General features: G+C 42.5%; 18 protein-coding genes. 3 read left to right on the top strand and 15 right to left on the bottom strand.

The window, feature by feature from the left end; all coding sequences use genetic code 11:
• Positions 1-171 precede the first annotated feature (171 nt).
• Entirely contained in the window at positions 172-612 is a 441-nt protein-coding gene (locus tag ACFSCZ_RS10525; protein WP_380773879.1) for a YppG family protein, read from the bottom strand.
• A 191-nt stretch (positions 613-803) separates the two neighbouring features.
• Here ACFSCZ_RS10525 and yppF point away from each other — a divergent pair, with 191 nt between their 5' ends.
• Positions 804-1,013 carry a YppF family protein gene (gene yppF / locus ACFSCZ_RS10520; RefSeq protein WP_380773878.1) on the top strand — a complete coding sequence of 70 codons (210 nt, stop codon included), beginning with the start codon at positions 804-806 and terminating at the stop codon, positions 1,011-1,013.
• 95 nt (positions 1,014-1,108) lie between these two features.
• On the opposite strand, the gene ACFSCZ_RS10515 is transcribed toward yppF, so the two are convergent.
• The 3 genes from ACFSCZ_RS10515 to ACFSCZ_RS10505 all read right to left on the bottom strand — a co-directional run bounded on the left by ACFSCZ_RS10515 (position 1,109) and on the right by ACFSCZ_RS10505 (position 2,943).
• On the bottom strand, positions 1,109-1,486 hold the full coding sequence (locus ACFSCZ_RS10515) for a YppE family protein (RefSeq protein WP_380773877.1): 378 nt from the start codon (positions 1,484-1,486) through the stop codon (positions 1,109-1,111).
• 111 nt (positions 1,487-1,597) lie between these two features.
• Positions 1,598-1,804: a hypothetical protein gene (locus tag ACFSCZ_RS10510; protein WP_380773876.1), complete on the bottom strand. Its 207-nt coding sequence runs from the start codon at positions 1,802-1,804 to the stop codon at positions 1,598-1,600.
• 143 nt (positions 1,805-1,947) lie between these two features.
• Positions 1,948-2,943 carry a DUF2515 family protein gene (locus ACFSCZ_RS10505; RefSeq protein WP_380773875.1) on the bottom strand — a complete coding sequence of 332 codons (996 nt, stop codon included), beginning with the start codon at positions 2,941-2,943 and terminating at the stop codon, positions 1,948-1,950.
• Between the two features lie 106 nt (positions 2,944-3,049).
• Between ACFSCZ_RS10505 and recU the strand changes: the two genes are divergently transcribed.
• The gene (recU, locus tag ACFSCZ_RS10500) at positions 3,050-3,661 is read left to right on the top strand and encodes a Holliday junction resolvase RecU (protein ID WP_380773874.1); all 612 of its coding nucleotides are present in this window, start codon (positions 3,050-3,052) and stop codon (positions 3,659-3,661) included.
• Between the two features lie 36 nt (positions 3,662-3,697).
• The gene (locus tag ACFSCZ_RS10495; protein WP_380773873.1) at positions 3,698-6,334 is read left to right on the top strand and encodes a PBP1A family penicillin-binding protein; all 2,637 of its coding nucleotides are present in this window, start codon (positions 3,698-3,700) and stop codon (positions 6,332-6,334) included.
• 254 nt (positions 6,335-6,588) lie between these two features.
• Here the strand turns inward: ACFSCZ_RS10495 and nth are convergent, their stop codons facing one another.
• From nth to bshB1, 11 genes are all read right to left on the bottom strand, one after another.
• The gene (gene nth / locus ACFSCZ_RS10490; RefSeq protein ID WP_380773872.1) at positions 6,589-7,254 is read right to left on the bottom strand and encodes an endonuclease III; all 666 of its coding nucleotides are present in this window, start codon (positions 7,252-7,254) and stop codon (positions 6,589-6,591) included.
• Between the two features lie 34 nt (positions 7,255-7,288).
• The gene (locus ACFSCZ_RS10485; protein WP_380773871.1) at positions 7,289-7,990 is read right to left on the bottom strand and encodes a DnaD domain-containing protein; all 702 of its coding nucleotides are present in this window, start codon (positions 7,988-7,990) and stop codon (positions 7,289-7,291) included.
• Between the two features lie 98 nt (positions 7,991-8,088).
• Entirely contained in the window at positions 8,089-9,273 is a 1,185-nt protein-coding gene (locus tag ACFSCZ_RS10480) for a pyridoxal phosphate-dependent aminotransferase (RefSeq protein WP_380773892.1), read from the bottom strand.
• 22 nt (positions 9,274-9,295) lie between these two features.
• Complete coding sequence (locus ACFSCZ_RS10475) at positions 9,296-9,772, bottom strand: cell wall elongation regulator TseB-like domain-containing protein (protein WP_380773870.1); 477 nt, start codon at positions 9,770-9,772, stop codon at positions 9,296-9,298.
• Positions 9,773-9,975: 203 nt separating this feature from the next.
• Positions 9,976-12,777 carry an ATP-dependent DNA helicase DinG gene (gene dinG / locus ACFSCZ_RS10470; protein WP_380773869.1) on the bottom strand — a complete coding sequence of 934 codons (2,802 nt, stop codon included), beginning with the start codon at positions 12,775-12,777 and terminating at the stop codon, positions 9,976-9,978.
• Between the two features lie 78 nt (positions 12,778-12,855).
• Positions 12,856-13,701 (bottom strand): pantoate--beta-alanine ligase, encoded by an 846-nt coding sequence (gene panC / locus ACFSCZ_RS10465; protein ID WP_380773868.1) that lies wholly within the window; start codon positions 13,699-13,701, stop codon positions 12,856-12,858.
• A 3-nt stretch (positions 13,702-13,704) separates the two neighbouring features.
• Positions 13,705-14,541, bottom strand: a complete 837-nt coding sequence (gene panB / locus ACFSCZ_RS10460; protein WP_380773867.1) for a 3-methyl-2-oxobutanoate hydroxymethyltransferase — start codon at positions 14,539-14,541, stop codon at positions 13,705-13,707.
• A gap of 268 nt (positions 14,542-14,809) precedes the next feature.
• A complete protein-coding gene (locus ACFSCZ_RS10455) occupies positions 14,810-15,790 on the bottom strand; it encodes a biotin--[acetyl-CoA-carboxylase] ligase (RefSeq protein WP_380773866.1) in 981 nt (326 codons plus the stop codon).
• Positions 15,763-16,968 (bottom strand): CCA tRNA nucleotidyltransferase, encoded by a 1,206-nt coding sequence (locus tag ACFSCZ_RS10450; RefSeq protein ID WP_380773865.1) that lies wholly within the window; start codon positions 16,966-16,968, stop codon positions 15,763-15,765. The genes ACFSCZ_RS10455 and ACFSCZ_RS10450 overlap by 28 nt, the downstream gene beginning before the upstream one ends.
• Positions 16,969-16,983: 15 nt before the next feature.
• Complete coding sequence (bshA, locus tag ACFSCZ_RS10445) at positions 16,984-18,111, bottom strand: N-acetyl-alpha-D-glucosaminyl L-malate synthase BshA (RefSeq protein WP_380773864.1); 1,128 nt, start codon at positions 18,109-18,111, stop codon at positions 16,984-16,986.
• The gene (gene bshB1, locus ACFSCZ_RS10440; RefSeq protein ID WP_380773863.1) at positions 18,108-18,824 is read right to left on the bottom strand and encodes a bacillithiol biosynthesis deacetylase BshB1; all 717 of its coding nucleotides are present in this window, start codon (positions 18,822-18,824) and stop codon (positions 18,108-18,110) included. The genes bshA and bshB1 overlap by 4 nt, the downstream gene beginning before the upstream one ends.
• Positions 18,825-18,826 lie beyond the last annotated feature (2 nt).

Here is an 18,826-nt window from a genome sequence, read left to right as displayed (position 1 = left end):
CCTGAAAGTGGCGGGCATCCGCCAGCTGCTTTTAGGAAAAAAGCCCACAAATGCAAAATCAGGAGGAGAAAAACGATTCGGTTTTCTCCTCCTGATTTATTTTAGGGGCTATTTAGACAGCCCCATTTTTAGTCTTATAAGCTGTATCTTCAAATAGAAGCAGGAGTGTAATTATGATCCTTTAAAGAGCCCTCCTAACCCTTTAGCCATATTGGATACCTGGGTCAAAGCGTTCATCATCTGGCCTGCCGTATCCATCATTTTATTTAAATCAAGGGAACCACTTTGAGATTTAAATGAATTCAAGAACTGGCTCATGTAGCTTGACTGCATTTTGGGTAATGGCCCAGGTAACGGATAGGGATGTACAAACCCTCCATGATACTGATAGCCTGATTCAATATCCTCCTCTTTCTGTAACGGGTTATGAAACAGTTGATTTGAGATGTGACTTCCCCCCTTCCCTCCCGGGTAAGGCTGCTGGCTATAAGATACCGGAGGAAATGGAGGATAATATCCATTGCCCGGATACATACCGGAAGCCGGATAATAGGTTGCCGACAAATTTGAATAAGGGGGGAAATAACCGCTGCTCCTGTTTGCTGCATACATGCGATCATCCCTTTTTTTATTATTCTACATATACATTATGAAGAAAAGAAAATGATGTGAAAGAACTCCGGTAAAATCGCTTACATTTTTTGTCGATTTTACATTGACTTTGTCGGAAGTCAAACTTTTCTATAAAAGAGAAAATCAAAAAATCTATGGTACGATGAAAAAAAAGCTTGGGAGGAATGTTCATGACAATTCACGAATTAAAGGAAAAGTTTGTGGAGAAAAGATCGTATGCTATTGAGGATGCTTGCCAATTATTAGACTTTGCAAAACAGACTTATATTAACAATGAAATTTCCTTAAAAGAATTTCGGAATGTCATTCGTGAATTGGAAGAGATTGGAGCACAGAATATAGATGTGTTTTTTGAAAGCGCTGTAAAAGCGGAAGCATGATAAGGAAAGAATGGAATTGTCAAGGAGTCCTGATGATTAACTAAAAAATGCCAACCATTCGCCGGCAGACATAGTAAAACAGGCAAATCCCCGGGTTAATGGGCGCCGGGGGGTTTGCCTGTTATGTTTTCAAGAACTCTTTCCAATATAAATTCCACTGATCTGACATGGTTTGTAAATCTTTTAAAGCTTGTATCCGGAAAAAAAGCACGTACTGAGACCATTTGAAGGTTTTCTGATGTATTTTTAATTTGAATGGGAAATAAATTGTCAGGTTTGACAGTATGGACCCATAACATGGCTTCCTGTTCCCATTTTTCACTCAGTTCTTTGACCTGATCAGCAAACGGCTTGACTTGGGTATAAAAGTCCCCTTTCTCCCCTGTTTCCCGGCAGCGCTGATATACTTTTGCTGCTTGGCGGTTCAATTTTAACAGCTGGCAGGTCAAATCCTTTAACTGCTCATACTCCATTGATTCTGCCTCTCAATCGTCCACAGCTGAAGAGCTGCTTGATAAGATGTGCGCAATATTTATCTTATCCCCTTGCCTTCATCATTTCAAGCGGGCTCCAAAAAACAATCATTACGAAACATTATACCGATTCAACTTTTCCTGTGCATTTTTTAACTCTAATTGAGCTAGCCTTCTGTCTATATCCGTCCTGTCCTTTTCCATACTTATCGCTTCCTTTGACTCTTCGTGTCTGATTCTTTCCGCCATTTGTTTTTCCAGCTGATCCAACTGGGCCTTGATCTCGGACAGCCTGCCAAGACACTCATTCATGTTCATCGTTATCTCCTCCGTCTGACATGATTGATAACGTATTCTCCTTTATGAATGATCTTCCTGCCCCGATGACAAAACTAGAATCAAATCGGCAAACTAAGTCTTTTATCTTCCTTTGCTGTACATCCCATTCGACACATTCTTAATTAATCCTTTGTCAAACTTTTTCTTACATATGAATAAAGCTCCAGCTGTTCCTGTTTCTTATAGAACCAATCGGTTAAAGTCACAGGCCTGTTGATGCATGGCTCATCCAGCCAATCAGGCTTGATTGATTTCACCAGGGACCAGTCACCCGCCTTTCTTGCGTGATGTTCTATAACCGGAAACACAGCTCGCAGCATCGGTGACTTACAGTATGTATTTCTGCTGGAATATTGTTCATAATCCCAACGTGAACCTGTTGGTTCGGTTTTAAGAGCGAATGATAAAAAATGCGGATACAGGTCTTCATGAAACAAAATTCCTGCCAGTCTTTTTCCCAAATCAATTCTTTTCCAGGTCTTATTAAAATCACGGACGCTTTCACCGTATAATTCACCATGAACGGACGGAAAGATGACACAATTGAAACGAAGCCTTTCTTGGATAGTAAAGAAGGCAGAATGAAAGATCTTTCTCTTATAAAATGGATGGGACAGAACAGGTTCTTGAATCATATGCTGCTCATTTACGATAAGTGCATATAGCAGGCGCCTCCGATCTCCAGTATCCCAGAATTCGTTCCATTCACGTTTCATGAAAGAAGACACCGCAAAATCATCCAGCAAATGAAACAACGGCTGCTGCAACAGCTTGGAAAAATGATAAATGAGCAATTGCGGGCAGGCATCTTTAAAAATGATCCAATTTGCGCGTTCCAGAGACAAAAAAAGCTGCTTTTTTGTTCTCTCATTCAAAAGCGCTGCAACAATGTCTCCATGGAGATCGGTCATATTCCAACCCGTATTTCTCGAAACCATAGACGCCAAAAAAGACCATGCTATTTCAGGATGACTGATAAAGAAGCGCTGGTAGAATTTCGTCCTGGAAATATTATCTTTGTTATGTTTAAATACTCTCTGTCTGATGTGTTTTATAATCATATCTGCCTTGCAGCGGCTGTCATTTGCTTGTCGGAAAAACGTGCCGGCCATTCTCATGTCCCTTTGCTCCCAATCATTTTCCTCTTAATATGCACAAAAGTTTCATATTTTTATTCATTGCCTGTGATATAATTTAGATTTAGACGGATAAGGAGGATATATTATGGACTTTCATTATCCCTCAGGCCGAAAGTATGTCCCCCGTTACCGAGGAAATACGGAGGATTCATCACCCGGAAACAAAATCAGTTACAGCAACAGAGGTATGACACTGGAAGATGATTTAAATGAAACAAATGCCTACTACCTGGAAAAAGGACTGGCGGTGATTCACAAAAAACCTACACCTGTCCAGATAGTACATGTTGATTATCCCAAAAGAAGTACTGCTGTGATTAAAGAGGCCTATTTTAGGCAGGCATCTACTACAGATTACAACGGGATCTGCAATGGCAAATATATCGATTTTGAAGCAAAAGAGACAAAAAGCCCTACGTCCTTTCCTTTGAAAAATATCCATGATCACCAAATTGATCATATGAAACAAATTATTAAGCACAAGGGGATTGCTTTTGTGATTATCCGATTTTCCCAATCTGAAGAGATTTTTTTGCTCGAAGCAGAATATTTATTTCAATTTTGGGACCGCATGAAAAGAGGCGGACGGAAATCGATTACTAAGCAAGAGATCGAAACCCACGGACATCCAATTGAATTAGGATGGGCCCCCAGAATTGATTATTTAAAAATTATCCGGACTTTATATTCATTTTGACAATGATATATGCCATATGGAAAGTGAGGATTTTTTATGGGAGATAATTATCAATCGCGAACAGCGAGACGCCAGAATAAAGGATCCCGAAAAAAGAATCAAAAAGGGAAAAAAAGTCTGTTTAAAAAGATATTAGTTATTTTATTGATATTAATGCTGGCAGGATTGGCAGTTGGTGCAGGTACATTTGCATGGTATGTAAAAGATACGCCTGAACTGGATAAGCAGCTCCTTGTTGATCCGGTGGCTTCACAACTGTTGGATAGGAACGGTGAGGTCTTTACGACATTAGGTGCAGAACGCCGTGATTATGTTGAAATCGATGACATCCCCCAGCTGGTGAAAGATGCTGTTCTCGCTACCGAGGATGTCCGATTTTACGATCACCATGGTCTGGATTTTAAGCGGCTGGCTGGCGCAGTGTTAGCCAACTTCTCACGCGGCTTTGGTTCAGAGGGAGGCTCCACACTAACTCAGCAGGTAGTCAAACGTTCCTTCCTTTCGGATGAAAAAACACTAAAGAGGAAAGCCCAGGAAGCTTGGCTGGCTATACAGCTGGAAAATAACTTCACCAAAGACGAGATCTTTGAAATGTATGTCAATAAAATTTATTATTCCAATGGCATTCATGGTATTGAAACAGCGGCAAAGTATTATTTTGATAAAACCCTGGATGAACTGGAACTGCAGGAAGCGGCATTTTTGGCAGGCCTTCCCCAAAGCCCAAATAACTATAATCCTTATGAACATATTGACAAAGCCGATAAAAGGAAGAACATCGTTTTGTCTCTCATGCATCAACACGGAAAAATCAGTAAGGAACAAATGGAGGAAGCGCAAGAAAAATCTGTTGCAGACACTTTGGTTCCCGAAGAGGAAAACCAAAAAGACACCTATAAATATGACTCATTTGTAGATCAAGTCATTAGAGAAGTCGAAGAAATGGGCGACTATAATGTTTTTGCAGATGGACTCAAAATTTATACTACTCTTGATCCGGATGCACAAGAGCATACTGAAAAAATGCTCTATACAAATGAGATTGTTCAATATCCCGATGAAAAATTCCAGGCAGGAATTGTATTGCTGGAAACCAAAACCGGGGAAGTCAGAGCAATCGGCGGAAATAGGAATCAGGACGTCAAGCGCGGACGGAACTTTGCTACGCAACTTCAGGATAAAACTCCGGGTTCTACGGTCAAGCCGATCTTTGACTATGGTCCGGCAATTGAGTATTTAAATTGGTCTACCTATGAACAGATTGTGGACGAGCCATACACGTATCAAAATGGCACGCCTATTAATAACTTTGACAGGTCTCATTTAGGACAGATGTCTATAAGAGAAGCCTTATACAGGTCAAGAAATATACCGGCATTAAAAGCTTTCCACGAAGTAGGTGCGGATAATGCAAAACAATTTGCTCAAAGACTTGGACTGGAAGACCCTGAAATTGTTGAGTCTGATTCGATTGGAGGCGGAGAACAGCATCCTTCTCCATTGACACTGGCAGGTGCCTTTGCGGCTTTTGGAAATAACGGTATTTATAATAAGCCTCATACAGTCAAAAAAATCGTACTGATGGATGGCGAAACTGAAATTAAAAATGACGTGGAACCTGAAGTGGCCATGAAAGATTCAACTGCATATATGGTGTCAGATATGCTTAAAGATGTTCTGTCCGGGAGAGCTGGTGCAACCGGCAGGGCAGCAGCGATACCCGGCCTTCCAGTAGCCGGAAAAACAGGGACAACCAATTATACTTCCGAGGAAATGACGAAATATAATATACCAGCGGGAAGTTCACCCGACTCGTGGTTTGCCGGTTATACGACCAACTATTCTATTGCAGTATGGACCGGTTATGAGGAGCGAAAGAACCCGATCCTGCCTAAAGACTTGACCATTGCTCAGCATTTGTTCAAAAGCCTGATGACAACCGTATCGGCCAATGTGGAAACTCCTGATTTCACAATGCCGAAAAGCGTTGTTAGAGCAGCAGTAGAAAAAGGTTCAAACCCTGCTAAAAAACCAAGTAAATTTACACCTGAAGATCAAATTGTTTATGAGCTGTTTGTTGCAGGAACCGAACCGACAGAAGTCTCCGAAGCATACGATTCATTTGATGCACCTTCTGTAACGGGTGAATACAACGAAGAGTTAAATCAGGTTGTCTTTTCATGGAGCCACCCGGATATGGAAGAAAGAGATCTGACCTTTGAGGTAACAGTCGATCTTGGGGAAGGAAAGAAAGAAAATGTAGGGTCAACTTCGGATACAAGCTACACCATTGAGAACCCGGAACCTGGATCAACTTATGGAATTCAAGTCACTGCTGTATCAGAATCACAAAAAAGTGAACCTGCTACAGCGAGTGTAACCGTTCCTGAAGATGAAGAGGAAGAAACAGAGGAAGAAAATCAGGATTCAGAAGAAAATCCTGAAGATGAACAGGAAAGTGACCCCGATAATCAAGAGCAGGATCAGGAGCAAGGGAACGGAAACGGTAATCCGCAAAACAATGAACAGCAGCCTAATCCAAACGGCAATAGACCCGGCGCTGGAGAGAACCCCGAAAATCCTGCGGTTCCCGGAAATGGTCAAAATAACAACAACGAAGAAGATACAGCACCTGATGCACCGGCAGATGCCAGAAGGGAAAATAGTGAATAGGCAGTTGCCGGCTTTAACAGAGAGTGCGGATAGAGCCATTAAAATGGCTTTAGCGGCACCCTCTTTTTTTATGAATGTGTTCTTATGATTCATTTTTCCAGGGACCAAACAATTCAAGTAAAGGAAAATCCGAACTTTGATTCACATTTCTTCCAGGAGAAATGAAATCAGTTCGGATTTTCCATACTATGAACTTTTATAAATTCATTCGTCATAAAAATTGATCTTTTGTTCAACCTCAGAACTTCCGTTCTTTATTTTGCTGAGATGGCGCTTCTCTTTTTCATTCGTTTCTTTCCTTCCCTGCACAGATCCAATAACGGGCATTCAGGACATTGGGGATTTAGAGCTTTGCAGTGATATCTGCCAAAAAAAATCATCCGATGATGGCTAATCGACCACAGCTCTTTTGGTATTTTTCGCATCAACGTCTTCTCAACCTCTAAAACACTGTCTTTCCACCGGCAAAAGCCCAGTCTTTTACTGACTCTTTCCACATGAGTGTCGACGGCAATCGCCGGGACACCAAAGGCAACAGAGACGACTACATTTGCCGTTTTCCGGCCTACACCCGGAAGTTTCACAAGTTCATCCCGATCTGACGGTACTTCCCCTCCGTATTCTTCCAGCAGCATCCGGCATAGCTTCTGTATGTTTGTGGCCTTATTTCGATAAAGACCAATGGATCGGATATCTTGCTGAAGCTCTTCTACGGGTACTTTTAAATAATCATGCGGTTTCTTATATTTTTTAAAAAGAGATTGGGTTACCTTGTTCACTAACACATCTGTACATTGGGCAGATAACAATACAGCTATTACCAGTTCGAAGGGATTGGAATGATTCAGTTCGCACTCAGCATCCGGAAACATCTCTCCCATTGTATCAATGCAGTATCGGACTTCCTGTTTGTTAAGCATCCCTCTCACCTCGATCATATTTTTAAGTCAGGGTTTACGGTTCAAGCCAATTATAGAACGGAATTGTTTTTGAAGGTGATTCTGCTGTCTTACGGTCGGGATGATGTGATTTTTGCCTGAACTGAATCCCGTGCTTCCGTGCTTGCTCAACAGTTCGCACCCCATTACGTTTCCAATTGAATAAAATACGGTCAATGTAACGAAAACTTAATTTACCCGCCAGGACGGCCTCTCTTAATGCAGCCTTGATAATAACCGGATCCTGTCCATCATCATCCAGCCACATGGCGAGATTTTCGCATTCCATGGGGGAAAGCGGCCTCCCAAATTCCTGTTCAAAAACGGTATATAAATCATTCTCATCCTGCAGTGTCTGCTGGATTTTCTTCACCTTTTTCTCAAGAGACAATTCATCTGCAAGTCTCTCCCATAGAGGCGTCAGCGAATACTTTTCAAAATGAATACCATCCCCGGTAACGCCGTCTTCAATTGACAGTACCTGTTTCTGAATAAGTTTTCTCAATATCCCGGAACATTCCGTACTGCTTATGGTCATTCTTTCCGCTAATTCCTCCGGAGTCGGAAATTCTTTGCCGGACTGAATAAAAGACATAATATTTAACAATAACATGAGGTCCTTTTCATCTAAACCCATCTGCTTATATTTGCTCAACAAAAGATTTGGCACTTGAACCATGCCCGCTTCCATCCAAGACACAACTAACTTTTTATCCATAATCAGCACCTCATTTATATGAACGGCGTGGAATCCGCCGTCTTGTCCTTCGATGGAAAAGCCACGCACAAATTCGCACGTGGCTCAAAAAACTGATACTATTTACTTTTGCTTTCAACAAAAGCATGGATTCTTCCAATAGCTTCTTCCAGTAAATCCAAAGATGTGGCATAAGACAATCTGATATTTTCGGGAGAACCAAAACCTGAGCCGGGGACTACTGCTACCAGCGCCTCTTCCAGAAGTGCTTCCACAAAGTGGTCTACATGATGAAAACCGGACATTTCAGCGGCTTTACTTACATTCGGGAAAAAATAAAATGCTCCTTGTGGCTTTAAACATGTAACACCCGGTATTTGATTTAATTTCTCGAAAGCGGTATTCATTCTTTTTTCAAAAGCAGCTCTCATCTCTTCTACCGGTTCCTGTGTACCATTATAGGCTTCTATCGCCCCATATTGAGATGATGTCGTCGGATTGGATGTCGAGTGGCTGGCAACATCGGCCATTGCCTTAATGATTTTTTCATTTCCGGCCGCATATCCGATCCTCCACCCCGTCATGGAGTGAGATTTTGATACACCGTTGATAATGACTGTCAAATTTTTTAACTCAGGAGACAATTGAGCAATGGATACATGTTCGTTTCCGTCATATAACAGCTTTTCATATATTTCATCAGAGATGATCAGCACATTATGTAACTTACAGACTTTTCCGATCTCCGCTAATTCTGCCTTGGAATAAATCATTCCTGTCGGATTACTCGGAGAGTTGATAATCACAGCTTTAGTTTTTGATGTGATCGCTTCTTCCAGCTGTTTTCCAGTAATCTTAAAGTGGTTGGATTCTTCACCATTAATAAATACGGGCTGGCCGCCTGCCAATTTAACCTGTTCCGGATAGCTGACCCAGTAAGGAGTTGGAATAATTACTTCATCACCGTCATTCAAAATAACCTGAAATAGGGTATAGAGTGCATGTTTTGCACCATTGGTCACAATGATTTCCGAAGCTTTGTAATCGAGTCCCTGGTCTCTTTGAAATTTACCGATGATGGCTTGTTTCAATTCAGGCAGCCCAGCGGTAGCTGTATATTTCGTGTGGCCTTCTTCCATGGAGCTGCATGCAGCCTGAATGATATTTTCGGGAGTATTAAAGTCAGGCTCTCCTGCCCCCAACCCGATTACGTCGAGTCCTTCTGCTTTAAGTTCTTTTGCTTTTGCTGTTATGGCCAGTGTTGAAGATGGTGTGACTTTGGATACACGATTTGATAATTCAATCATCAATCTGTCCCTGCTTCCTTTATAAATTTTCAATTTTTCTCCACCATTTGCCGGTGTCGAAGTGAACATAATAATAATTTAGGCGTGAGTTTTCATCCAAATAAGTCAATTCCCATATAGGGAGGTTCTTTTCCATTCCCAATCGGACACCAAGCAGTTCTTTTGGTTTTTTTTCACTCAATAACTTTTCAACAGCGGCCTTTTCAGACACACCGTCAGACATATTTTTCACCAGGATCTTGTCTTTTTGGCTGGCTGGAATCCAGGCAGCCACTTTTTGTCCTTCACGATTTTTCCCTACTGCCGTATAGTATGTTTCGGATCCGTTGTATATATAAAATTCATCTACCTGGTGAATATCAGCTTCCTCTTTGAGCCGATCTTCAGCAATTTCCCGAGGTTTTTTCAACGGCTCCATTGCTTTGCTGTAAACACAACCGCCCATTCCTGCAGCAGTGACGATGCAGGTCAAAATGATGATGAGCCACTTATTCATGTTACATCCCTCATAACTGCAGCAAATCTCCGGATTTCTTTGAGTACCTATTCCTCAATACACAATTTTTGTTACTTATATCCGGCTGTATTTTTGCCACAATATAATTAAACAACACGGTATATCTTCATCATTATACCACGATGAAGCCGTCGAGTTAAAAAAAATCTAGTCCACATTGTAAACGTCGCTTGCGCGGCGTTTTACTTTTTCTCCAGCCAGTTTTCAACTGAAGGAATCAATTGCTCTATCGGCCCTTTTTCATATTGGACAGGCGGGATGGACCGGATAAAAGCCCTTCCGTAAGCAGACGTAAGGATCCGTTGGTCAAAAACAAAAAAGACACCGCGGTCTGTTTGTTTCCGGATAAGTCGTCCAAACCCCTGTTTAAATTGAATAATTGCTTCAGGCAGTGAATAGGCTGAAAATGGATTTCTTCCACTGGATTTGACAGCATCCATTTTGGCTGCTGTGAGAGGTTCATCAATTGGAGAAAAAGGGAGCCTGACGACGACCAGGCAGGATAGATCGTCTCCGGGAATGTCAATTCCTTCCCAAAAGCTGCCGGATCCAAAAAGAATCGCTTTTTTAAATTGCTGAAAACTTTTCACGAGCCGGTTCCTGCTTCCTGATGATACTCCGTCTGCGAGCAGGAGAAAATCTTCAAGTGCATTGCTGTCCTGCAGAAGTTCATATGTCGTTTTGAGGAGCTCATACGATGTAAACAATACAAGCATTCGTCCTTCCGCCGCATCTGCGATCGCAGCTAAGTGGCAAGAAATGATTTCAGCAAACTCAGTCATGGGGGTCGTACTGATTTGTGGCAAATCCGTTGGAATAAACATTTTTACCCTTTCCCCATACGGAAACGGTGAATCAATGGCTTTTTCTATTCGGTTAAATGAATCAATTCCTGTTTCCCGGTTGAAATAAGCGAATGACTGATTAGCGGCCAGGGAGGCTGACGTCAACACAATACTTTTCTTTTTGGCAAATAACTGTTCAGAAAGAAACCAGTCAATGTGTAACGGCTGCCGATGGACACTCGTTCGCATAGGCAAATAGGTTTGGTCACTTTCAAGCCAAATCACCTCTTTGCTGTCAGAACCAGAAATTAAAGGATCGATTTGACGCTGTATATTTTCCCATTGATTCCAAAAGGTTGTCATTTCCTCCATGAACGCTAAATCTGAAGGAGGAAGCATGGTCTGGTGTTTGTTTATAAATTTCAGACGTTCAAGGATTCCCTTGGAAATCCGGTTATGAAAATCCAGAAAACGTTCAGCGCATACTTGAATATGGAACCAGCTTCTTGAAGTACGAACTGAATCAGTAATTCTTAACTTTTGACGTTTGCTATTGGAACGGCCGGATTTACCTTTCTTGATTAATTGGCCGAGCATGGAGAATAAATCATCCGTTTCTGCTTCAAGATCAGAAATATACTGATCCAGCAAAAACGTATGGATCTCGGGAAGCTCTCCAAGTCTACTTATACAATGATTCAACCGGGACAACTGTTTTTTCTTGTCAGAAGTCCCGAGCTTGCCGATCAAAAATTTAATTTTGTTGTAGTCCAGTACTTGTCCCAATTTTGTCCGGACAACTTTTTCCAGATGATGGGCTTCATCGATTACAATCCGATCGCATGGAGGAAGTCCTTCATGTTCCATATCTGCAACAAGCATGGCATGGTTCGTTATAATGATATCTGCCTGAGAAGCCAGTTTTCTCGAATGAAGATAAAAATCACGCGATGACCAAGGATCGTTTTGTTGAATCATGGTACGATCGTTGCAAATTCTCTTGCAGAAAAGCTTACCTCCGCTCGATAGATTCAATTCAGCAATATCGCCCGTTTCTGTATACAAAAGCCAAATTAAAATTTTCATTTTTGTGATCGTTTCGTCGTAAGCAGACTCCTTTTCCCTCAAAGTCTGCTCAAATTTAAACATATTGATATAATGTTCTCTGCCTTTAATAAGAGCTGCCTGAAAGGAAAAAGGCAATGCTTTCGATAATATATTTACTTCCTTTTCAAGAAGCTGATGCTCTAATTGAATGGTATAGGTGCTGATCATTACTTTTTCTTGCGCTGCCGCTGCAAAGTAAACACTTGGCAGTAAATAGCCGATGGATTTGCCAATCCCTGTTCCCGCTTCGATCACGGCATGAATGTCACACGTGAAGGACTCGTATACCGTATCCATCATTTCCAATTGTCCTGAACGCATTTCAAATTGGCCGAAAGATTGTTCTAGAAGCCGGGATTTTTCCTGTCTCCCCTTGGGATAAACAGGAGGATGGACACGAGCTTCCAAAGCGGGAAGCTCTTTTTTCTTCAACACAATTCCGCGAAACTGTTCTAAATGGTCCGGGAGAAGCTCCCATTCCCGACTTTTTTCCTGCCAAATGGAATCAAAAAAGTAAAATAAGCTGTTATTCAGCTTTTTTGCCAATTGTTTCAACATCTCAAGCGTTGCAAGAGGAAGCTTTCTTGTTTTCTCCAACAGTTGAATGAACAGCTCTGCTGTTGCAAGGGCATCACTGTCCGCCTGATGCGGATGGTCGTGTTCCAATTCCATTTGATCGGACAGTTCCCCAAGCTTATAACTTTCTGCTTCCGGCAGCAATATATTAGCCAATTCCACTGTATCCAATGTTTGAACAATAGGATTTGAAAACCCCGCCTCTTTCAGCTCTCCCGCAATAAAACTCCGGTCAAACTTTACATTGTGGGCGACGAATACAGCTCCCTCCAACAAATGAAAAATTTCATCTGCCAGATCGCTGAATTTTGGAGCTTGGGCTACATCATCTTCGTAAATGCCTGTCAGCTCTTTTATAAAAGGCGGGATGGGATGTCCCGGATTAATAAAAGAAGTAAATTGGTCCACAATGCGGCCGTGTTTTACAACCACTGCAGAGATTTGTATAATTTTTGCACCCTTTTGAAAGGAGTTCCCTGTTGTTTCAACATCTACAACAACATATTCAACCGCCATCTGTTTCACACCTTTAATCCGTAAACCGTACGTTGCTTTATTTAGTTTACCATATTACGGCCCTGCTTCCACCCGAAATTAGCGCTTAATCATGATGTTATCAATTAATCTCGTTTGTGAAAACTTAACAGCAGCAGCAATCATCATTGTTCCTGTTGGTTCAGGGATCCTTTCCAGTTCAGGAAAGCTCAGCAGCTCTACGTAATCGATCTCTGCATCCATGTGTTCTTCCATATACTCTTTGACGGAACGGGTGATCACCTCAATGTTATTTTCTCCCTGTTCAATCAGTTCTTTGGCTTTTTGCAAACCCTTATAAATTGCAGGTGCCTGCTTTTTCTCTTCTTTAGTCAAATTCACATTTCTGGAGCTGACAGCCAGTCCGGACGGCTCTCTAACGGTTTCAACCGGGACAAGTTCCACAGGAAAGTCCAGGTCATCCACCAGACTTGCAACCACTGCAAACTGCTGGGCATCTTTTAACCCGAAATAGGCCCGGTCCGGAAGGGTAAGATGAAATAGCTTGGCAAGAACTGTTACCACTCCGTCGAAATGCCCCGGTCTGTTGACACCGCAAAGAATATTTGTTTTCCTGCTGACAGTCATTTTCATCGCCGGTTTATGATGATACATCTCTTCAGCATCAGGCATGAATAAAATGTCAACTCCAGCCTCTTCAGCCAATTGTTTGTCTCTTTCAGGATCTCGCGGATAGGCCTCAAAGTCTTCTTCAGGCCCAAACTGAAGGGGATTGACAAAAATGCTCATGACCACTACATCATTATGATTCCTGGCTTCTTTGACGAGCGTTACATGCCCTTCATGCAAATAACCCATAGTGGGCACAAAGCCTATCGATTTTCCTTTCCTCTGACATTCCTTGGCCAACTTCTGCATTTCTTTTTTCCACGTTACAATTCTCACTGTTCATTTGCCTCCATACAACGAAGCGAGCTCTTCCTGTTTCATTTCAAAGGTATGTTCTTTTATGACTGGAAAGCTGCCGGACTTCACTTCCTTCATATATTGACTGATTCCTGCTATGCCGGCCTCATTGAAATTGGCATACTGCTTTACAAATTTGGGTACCCGATCTGTACCAAACGTCAAGATATCATGAAATACAAGCACTTGTCCGTCTGTACCGGGACCGGCGCCAATGCCGATTACAGGAACGCTCACTTGATCAGAAACTTCTTTTCCCAACTGGTGAGGTATGCATTCCAATACAATTCCAAAGGCTCCCGCCTCTTCGCATTGTTTCGCATCTTGAATCAATTGTTGGGCTGCTTCGGCTGTTTTTGCCTGAACTTTATAACCTCCCAGAACACCCGCTGTCTGAGGTGTTAAACCGAGATGTGCCATAACAGGAACTCCGGCCTTTGTTAAGGCCTGAATCGTGTGAATTACTTCACCGCCGCCTTCAATTTTAATCGCATCGGCACCGCTTTCCTGCATAATTGTACCAGCGGTTCTTAAGGCTTCTTCTTTGCTGACATGGTACGTCATAAAAGGAAGATCCGTAACAATAAACGTATCTTTTGCCCCACGTTTTACCGCCTTTGTATGATGAATCATATCCTGGACTGTAACCGGGACAGTAGAATCATACCCCAGAACTACCATCCCAAGTGAGTCCCCGACTAGGATCATATCTACTCCCGACTGCTCGGCAAGTTTCGCCTGAGGATAATCATATGCTGTCAGCATGACAATTTTTTCCCCGGCTTTTTTCATTTTTAGGAAATCTGTTGTTGTCTTCATTTTTTTCCTCCTTTTTAATATGAGAGGAAGCGAAATCAAAAGAAGCAACAGTTCATACACAAAAGGAGTCCTCTCCCCAAAAAAGGCAGAAGGACTCCGTTACTGTCACTCGTTCGTTTCGGTCCTCTGTCCCCGTCCTTAGAGGATCAAGGCAGAATTTGGCATATTTTGTTGTATTTTTCATGTTGCGGTGCAGTTCCAAACGATACTGCCCAAAAAAAGTATAACAAATATTTTGAAATGAATCACGGATATTCTGTTGTTTACCTTAAAAGTGCTCAATATCTGCAGAATAAATATGATGAGTTTTACCTTGATCATCCTTAAGTATCAAAACACCTTCGCTGGTAATGCCTGCTGCTTTTCCGTAAATTTCCCCGGTGATCATGGTGGCTTTGATTCGTTTACCGATACTCACAGCAAAGCTCTCCCATAGCATCCGGATGGGATCAAATCCTTCGGAAATATAGATGGAATAGTACTTTTCAAAGTATTTCAGTACGGTTTGAACAAGGAGGGCACGCGAAACTTCTTCGCCCTTTTCAATGTAAAGTGATGTAGCCAACTGCCGGACTGGATCAGGAAAATCATCCGGCTCATGGTTGGCGTTCATCCCGATGCCAATAATCAGGGAAGAAATTTTGTCTGCTTCAGCTTGCAGTTCAGTCAAAATGCCGGATACTTTCTTTCCTTTTATTAATAAATCATTAGGCCATTTGATTTCTGGAGTAATCCCTGTTGCATCTTCAATGGCCATGGCAACAGCCACAGCGGTGATCAGTGTAAACTGAGGGGCTTTTTGGGGCGGCAGATCGGGTCTGACAATCATGCTCATCCATACACCTTTCCCGCTGGCAGAGTGCCATTCTCTGTCCAGTCGTCCTTTTCCTTCAGTCTGTTCCTCAGCTATGACAAGTGTGCCTTCCACAGCACCATTATAGGCCAGACGATGGGCTTCTTTTTGAGTAGAGTCGATGGTTTCAAAAGAGTGAATGCTCCGACCGAATTTTTCAGTTTGAAGTCCAAAAAGAATATCGTTTTCCGTCAATTTTTCTGGAGTGCTGACAATCCTGTATCCTTTATTTCTGACTGCCTCTAAGACAAATCCTTCTTTCCTCAATTCTTCAATATGTTTCCAAATCGCTGTTCTGGAGCAGCCGATGATTTCCGCAAGTGCCTGGCCCGAAATAAACTCGCCCTGTGCATTGGACAGCGCTTCTATTAATTGTTTTCTGATCGAAGTCTGCATTTCTCAAACCACCTCCTTATTTCATCTTTATCATTTCGCACTTCCCGGTACAGGACTGCTTTGATAATTTTCTCCAACACTTCTTTGACCCAGGGCCCCCCCTCTTGATTGGACCAATGCATTAAATCATGACCTGTTACAGCCAATTCCTTCCGGGATTGAATAGGGAGCTTTTCAAAATCTTCCTTTACTTGTTTGGCTGGAGCTTCTGCTTCCTCATGCTGGATTGTCCGGTATAAAGATTCAACAAGTGCTGCTGTCTCCGCGCCAGCTGAAAATAGTTCATAAGGTGTCCAGCCGCAAGACATCCTGTGTTTCAGCAAATCAAGAGCACGAACCAACCGCTTCATTTTTTTTGCAGGAAGTTTCCATCTCTTCAGCCTGCGCCACCCCTCAGATGTGTTTGAGAAATATAAGGCCAACACCCACAGTTGATTTTCATTTAACGATGAAATCGGATATGCCATCGCAGACTCCAGCACTTCCTCCTCATTAAATAGAGAGGGCAGAAACCTGTACAATCCGCTTTGAAGCAAGATATGAAAAGCATCTTTTTTAAAAGGACCCGAAAGCAGCTTCATCATTTCATCAGCCACTCTCTCAACAGCAATATGCTGAAGTAAGCCGGCATGTACCGAAATGGCTTTTTCTGTCTGCCGATCCAGCTGAAAACCCAGTTGGCTGACAAAGCGGACGGCCCTCATGAGCCGCAATGCATCCTCTTGAAAGCGTTCGTCCGCTGAACCGACTGTTTGGATTACTCGGTTCTTTAAAGCCTTCTGCCCTTCAAATGGATCTATGAGGGTTCCATATTGATCCATAGCCATCGCGTTCATGGTAAAATCGCGCCGCTTCAGATCCTCTTCCAGGCTTCTGACAAATGAAACAGATTCAGGATGCCTGTAGTCCTTATAATCCGACTCTGTACGATAAGTAGTCAATTCAAAAGCCAATCCATTCCATAGGACGAGGATCGTTCCATGAGCAATACCGACATCGACTGTATGCGGAAAAATAGCCTTCAGCTCTTCAGGAGTAGCAGAAGTGGCAATATCAATATCATGGATGTCTTTTCCAAGCAAAAAATCCCTGACAGAGCCGCCTACAAAGTAGGCCTCATAACCTGATTTTTGAATTTTTTCCAAGACCGGTAATGCTGACAAGAATGGTTCCTTCATATGCAGTCCTCTTTTCTAATGCTTAAGAAGCGCTTTGTACAGATTTTCATACTGAGAAACAATCTTTCTGGCGTCAAACCGTTCTGTTGGTACTTCCATTGCCTGCTGTGAAAAGCGGTTGTGCAATTCTTCATTTTCCAATAATAACAAGGCTTTTTCTGCTATATCATCGGTATCGCCCAATTCACATAAAAACCCGTTATATCCATCTTCAATCACTTCCGGAATTCCGCCGATCCTTGTACCAATACACGGAACGCCGCAAGCCATCGCTTCCAGAGCAACGAGGCCAAAACTTTCTTTCTCAGATAAAAGCAACATCAAATCACTCATGGAATACAGCTCTTCTAAATGATCCTGTTTTCCGAGGAACAAAACTTGATCTTCAAGTGATAATTCCCCTACGAAACGGCGAATGTCAGTCATTTCAGGCCCGTCACCGACAAGAAGGAGCTTGGCCTGGATCCGGGCAGCAATGTTGGAGAATGCTGTGACAACATCACGGACCCTCTTTACTTTTCGGAAGTTGGAAACATGAATGATGACTTTTTCCTGACTGGAAATGTTATAAGCTTCTTTCAAGCCATCCATGTCAACTTTATGGTAGACCCTGCTGTCTATAAAATTGTGAATCACCTGAATGGATTGCTCGGGTGCAAGCAGCTCTTTTGTTTGATCTGCCAGCGAATGTGAAACAGCCGTGACAGCATCCGATTTTTCAATTCCATATTTTATCGCTTCGGCCAGTGTTGCATCGTACCCCAATACAGATATATCTGTTCCGTGAAGAGTCGTCACGATTTTCACGCCGGTTCCTGCCATTTGTTTGGCAAGGATCGCACAGACAGCATGCGGGATTGCGTAATGAACATGTAAAATATCCAGCCGCTCCCTTTTGATGACTTCGGCCATTTTACTGGCCAGAGCAATGTCATATGGGGGATATTGAAAAAGCGAATATTGATTTACTGTTACTTGATGAAAAAAAACATTCTGATGCCAATGGTTCAAGCGAAAGGGTATATTGGAGGAAATAAAATGAATTTTATGTCCTCTTTCCGCCAAATGTTTTCCCAGTTCCGTTGCAACAACACCGGAACCTCCGACTGTCGGATAACATGTGATGCCAATTTTCAGATTCATAAGCCTTCCCCAAATATGTCTTTATTTACTAAGATCGGATGGTCCGTTTTGAAGCCTTCAGCATAAGTAATACCAGCCTCCAGCCCATATATTCTTTCTCTTGCTTGAACCCTTTCCAGATAACCGTCTGTCAATGGAGTCGGAATTCCTGCGGGACCCGGGAGAAACTGGGACTGGTAGGATTGAAGGACAGACATTTTTTTTTCCATAAAATCAGTAATATCTACGACGAAATCTGGGCGTGTGTTGCTGTTAATAAAATAATAAAACAAATTCTTCGCCTTATGGGCGTTGTATCCGCCTGAAGTTTCGTACTTTCTTATTCCGGCAGAAAAAAAAGCCTCTTTCACTAGTTCTGCGCATCGCCCATGATCCGGATGCCGGTCTTCAGGAAAGGGGGCGAATACAAGTTTCGGCTGATATTGACGGATTACATTTGTAATCTGTCGTATATACTCATCCGTGAGGATGAGCCCGCGGTCCGGCAGCCGGAGGTTCAGCCTTTCCTCCACTCCCATGCAGGTTGCAGCTTGAGCAGCCTCTTGATGTCTGGTCTTCACTGACCCATTGGAAGAAAGCTCAGCTTCTGTCAAATCACATATCACCGCGGTCCTTCCGTTCTTTGTCCACTTACAGATCGATCCCGCCATCCCAATTTCCACATCATCCGAATGGGCGCCAAAAGCCAATATGTCAACTTTATATTGTGCCATAG

This window comes from Siminovitchia sediminis (assembly GCF_042680885.1).
In the GTDB taxonomy this organism is placed as follows: domain Bacteria; phylum Bacillota; class Bacilli; order Bacillales; family Bacillaceae_C; genus Siminovitchia; species Siminovitchia sediminis.
The sequence above is the reverse complement of the archived record's forward strand: the minus strand, read 5'-3'. Positions and strand labels throughout refer to the sequence as shown.

What these genes read in the sequence shown, in the direction of transcription:
- ACFSCZ_RS10510 (WP_380773876.1), bottom strand. Translation starts at nt 1,804, where the DNA reads ATGAACATGAATGAGTGTCTTGGCAGGCTGTCCGAGATCAAGGCCCAG.
- nth (WP_380773872.1), bottom strand. Translation starts at nt 7,254, where the DNA reads ATGCTTAACAAACAGGAAGTCCGATACTGCATTGATACAATGGGAGAG.
- dinG (WP_380773869.1), bottom strand. Translation starts at nt 12,777, where the DNA reads ATGGCGGTTGAATATGTTGTTGTAGATGTTGAAACAACAGGGAACTCC.
- ACFSCZ_RS10475 (WP_380773870.1), bottom strand. Translation starts at nt 9,772, where the DNA reads ATGAATAAGTGGCTCATCATCATTTTGACCTGCATCGTCACTGCTGCA.
- ACFSCZ_RS10525 (WP_380773879.1), bottom strand. Translation starts at nt 612, where the DNA reads ATGTATGCAGCAAACAGGAGCAGCGGTTATTTCCCCCCTTATTCAAAT.
- ACFSCZ_RS10505 (WP_380773875.1), bottom strand. Translation starts at nt 2,943, where the DNA reads ATGAGAATGGCCGGCACGTTTTTCCGACAAGCAAATGACAGCCGCTGC.
- ACFSCZ_RS10450 (WP_380773865.1), bottom strand. Translation starts at nt 16,968, where the DNA reads ATGAAGGAACCATTCTTGTCAGCATTACCGGTCTTGGAAAAAATTCAA.
- recU (WP_380773874.1), top strand. Translation starts at nt 3,050, where the DNA reads ATGGACTTTCATTATCCCTCAGGCCGAAAGTATGTCCCCCGTTACCGA.
- panB (WP_380773867.1), bottom strand. Translation starts at nt 14,541, where the DNA reads ATGAAGACAACAACAGATTTCCTAAAAATGAAAAAAGCCGGGGAAAAA.
- ACFSCZ_RS10515 (WP_380773877.1), bottom strand. Translation starts at nt 1,486, where the DNA reads ATGGAGTATGAGCAGTTAAAGGATTTGACCTGCCAGCTGTTAAAATTG.
- yppF (WP_380773878.1), top strand. Translation starts at nt 804, where the DNA reads ATGACAATTCACGAATTAAAGGAAAAGTTTGTGGAGAAAAGATCGTAT.
- ACFSCZ_RS10485 (WP_380773871.1), bottom strand. Translation starts at nt 7,990, where the DNA reads ATGGATAAAAAGTTAGTTGTGTCTTGGATGGAAGCGGGCATGGTTCAA.
- ACFSCZ_RS10455 (WP_380773866.1), bottom strand. Translation starts at nt 15,790, where the DNA reads ATGCAGACTTCGATCAGAAAACAATTAATAGAAGCGCTGTCCAATGCA.
- bshB1 (WP_380773863.1), bottom strand. Translation starts at nt 18,824, where the DNA reads ATGGCACAATATAAAGTTGACATATTGGCTTTTGGCGCCCATTCGGAT.
- ACFSCZ_RS10495 (WP_380773873.1), top strand. Translation starts at nt 3,698, where the DNA reads ATGGGAGATAATTATCAATCGCGAACAGCGAGACGCCAGAATAAAGGA.
- bshA (WP_380773864.1), bottom strand. Translation starts at nt 18,111, where the DNA reads ATGAATCTGAAAATTGGCATCACATGTTATCCGACAGTCGGAGGTTCC.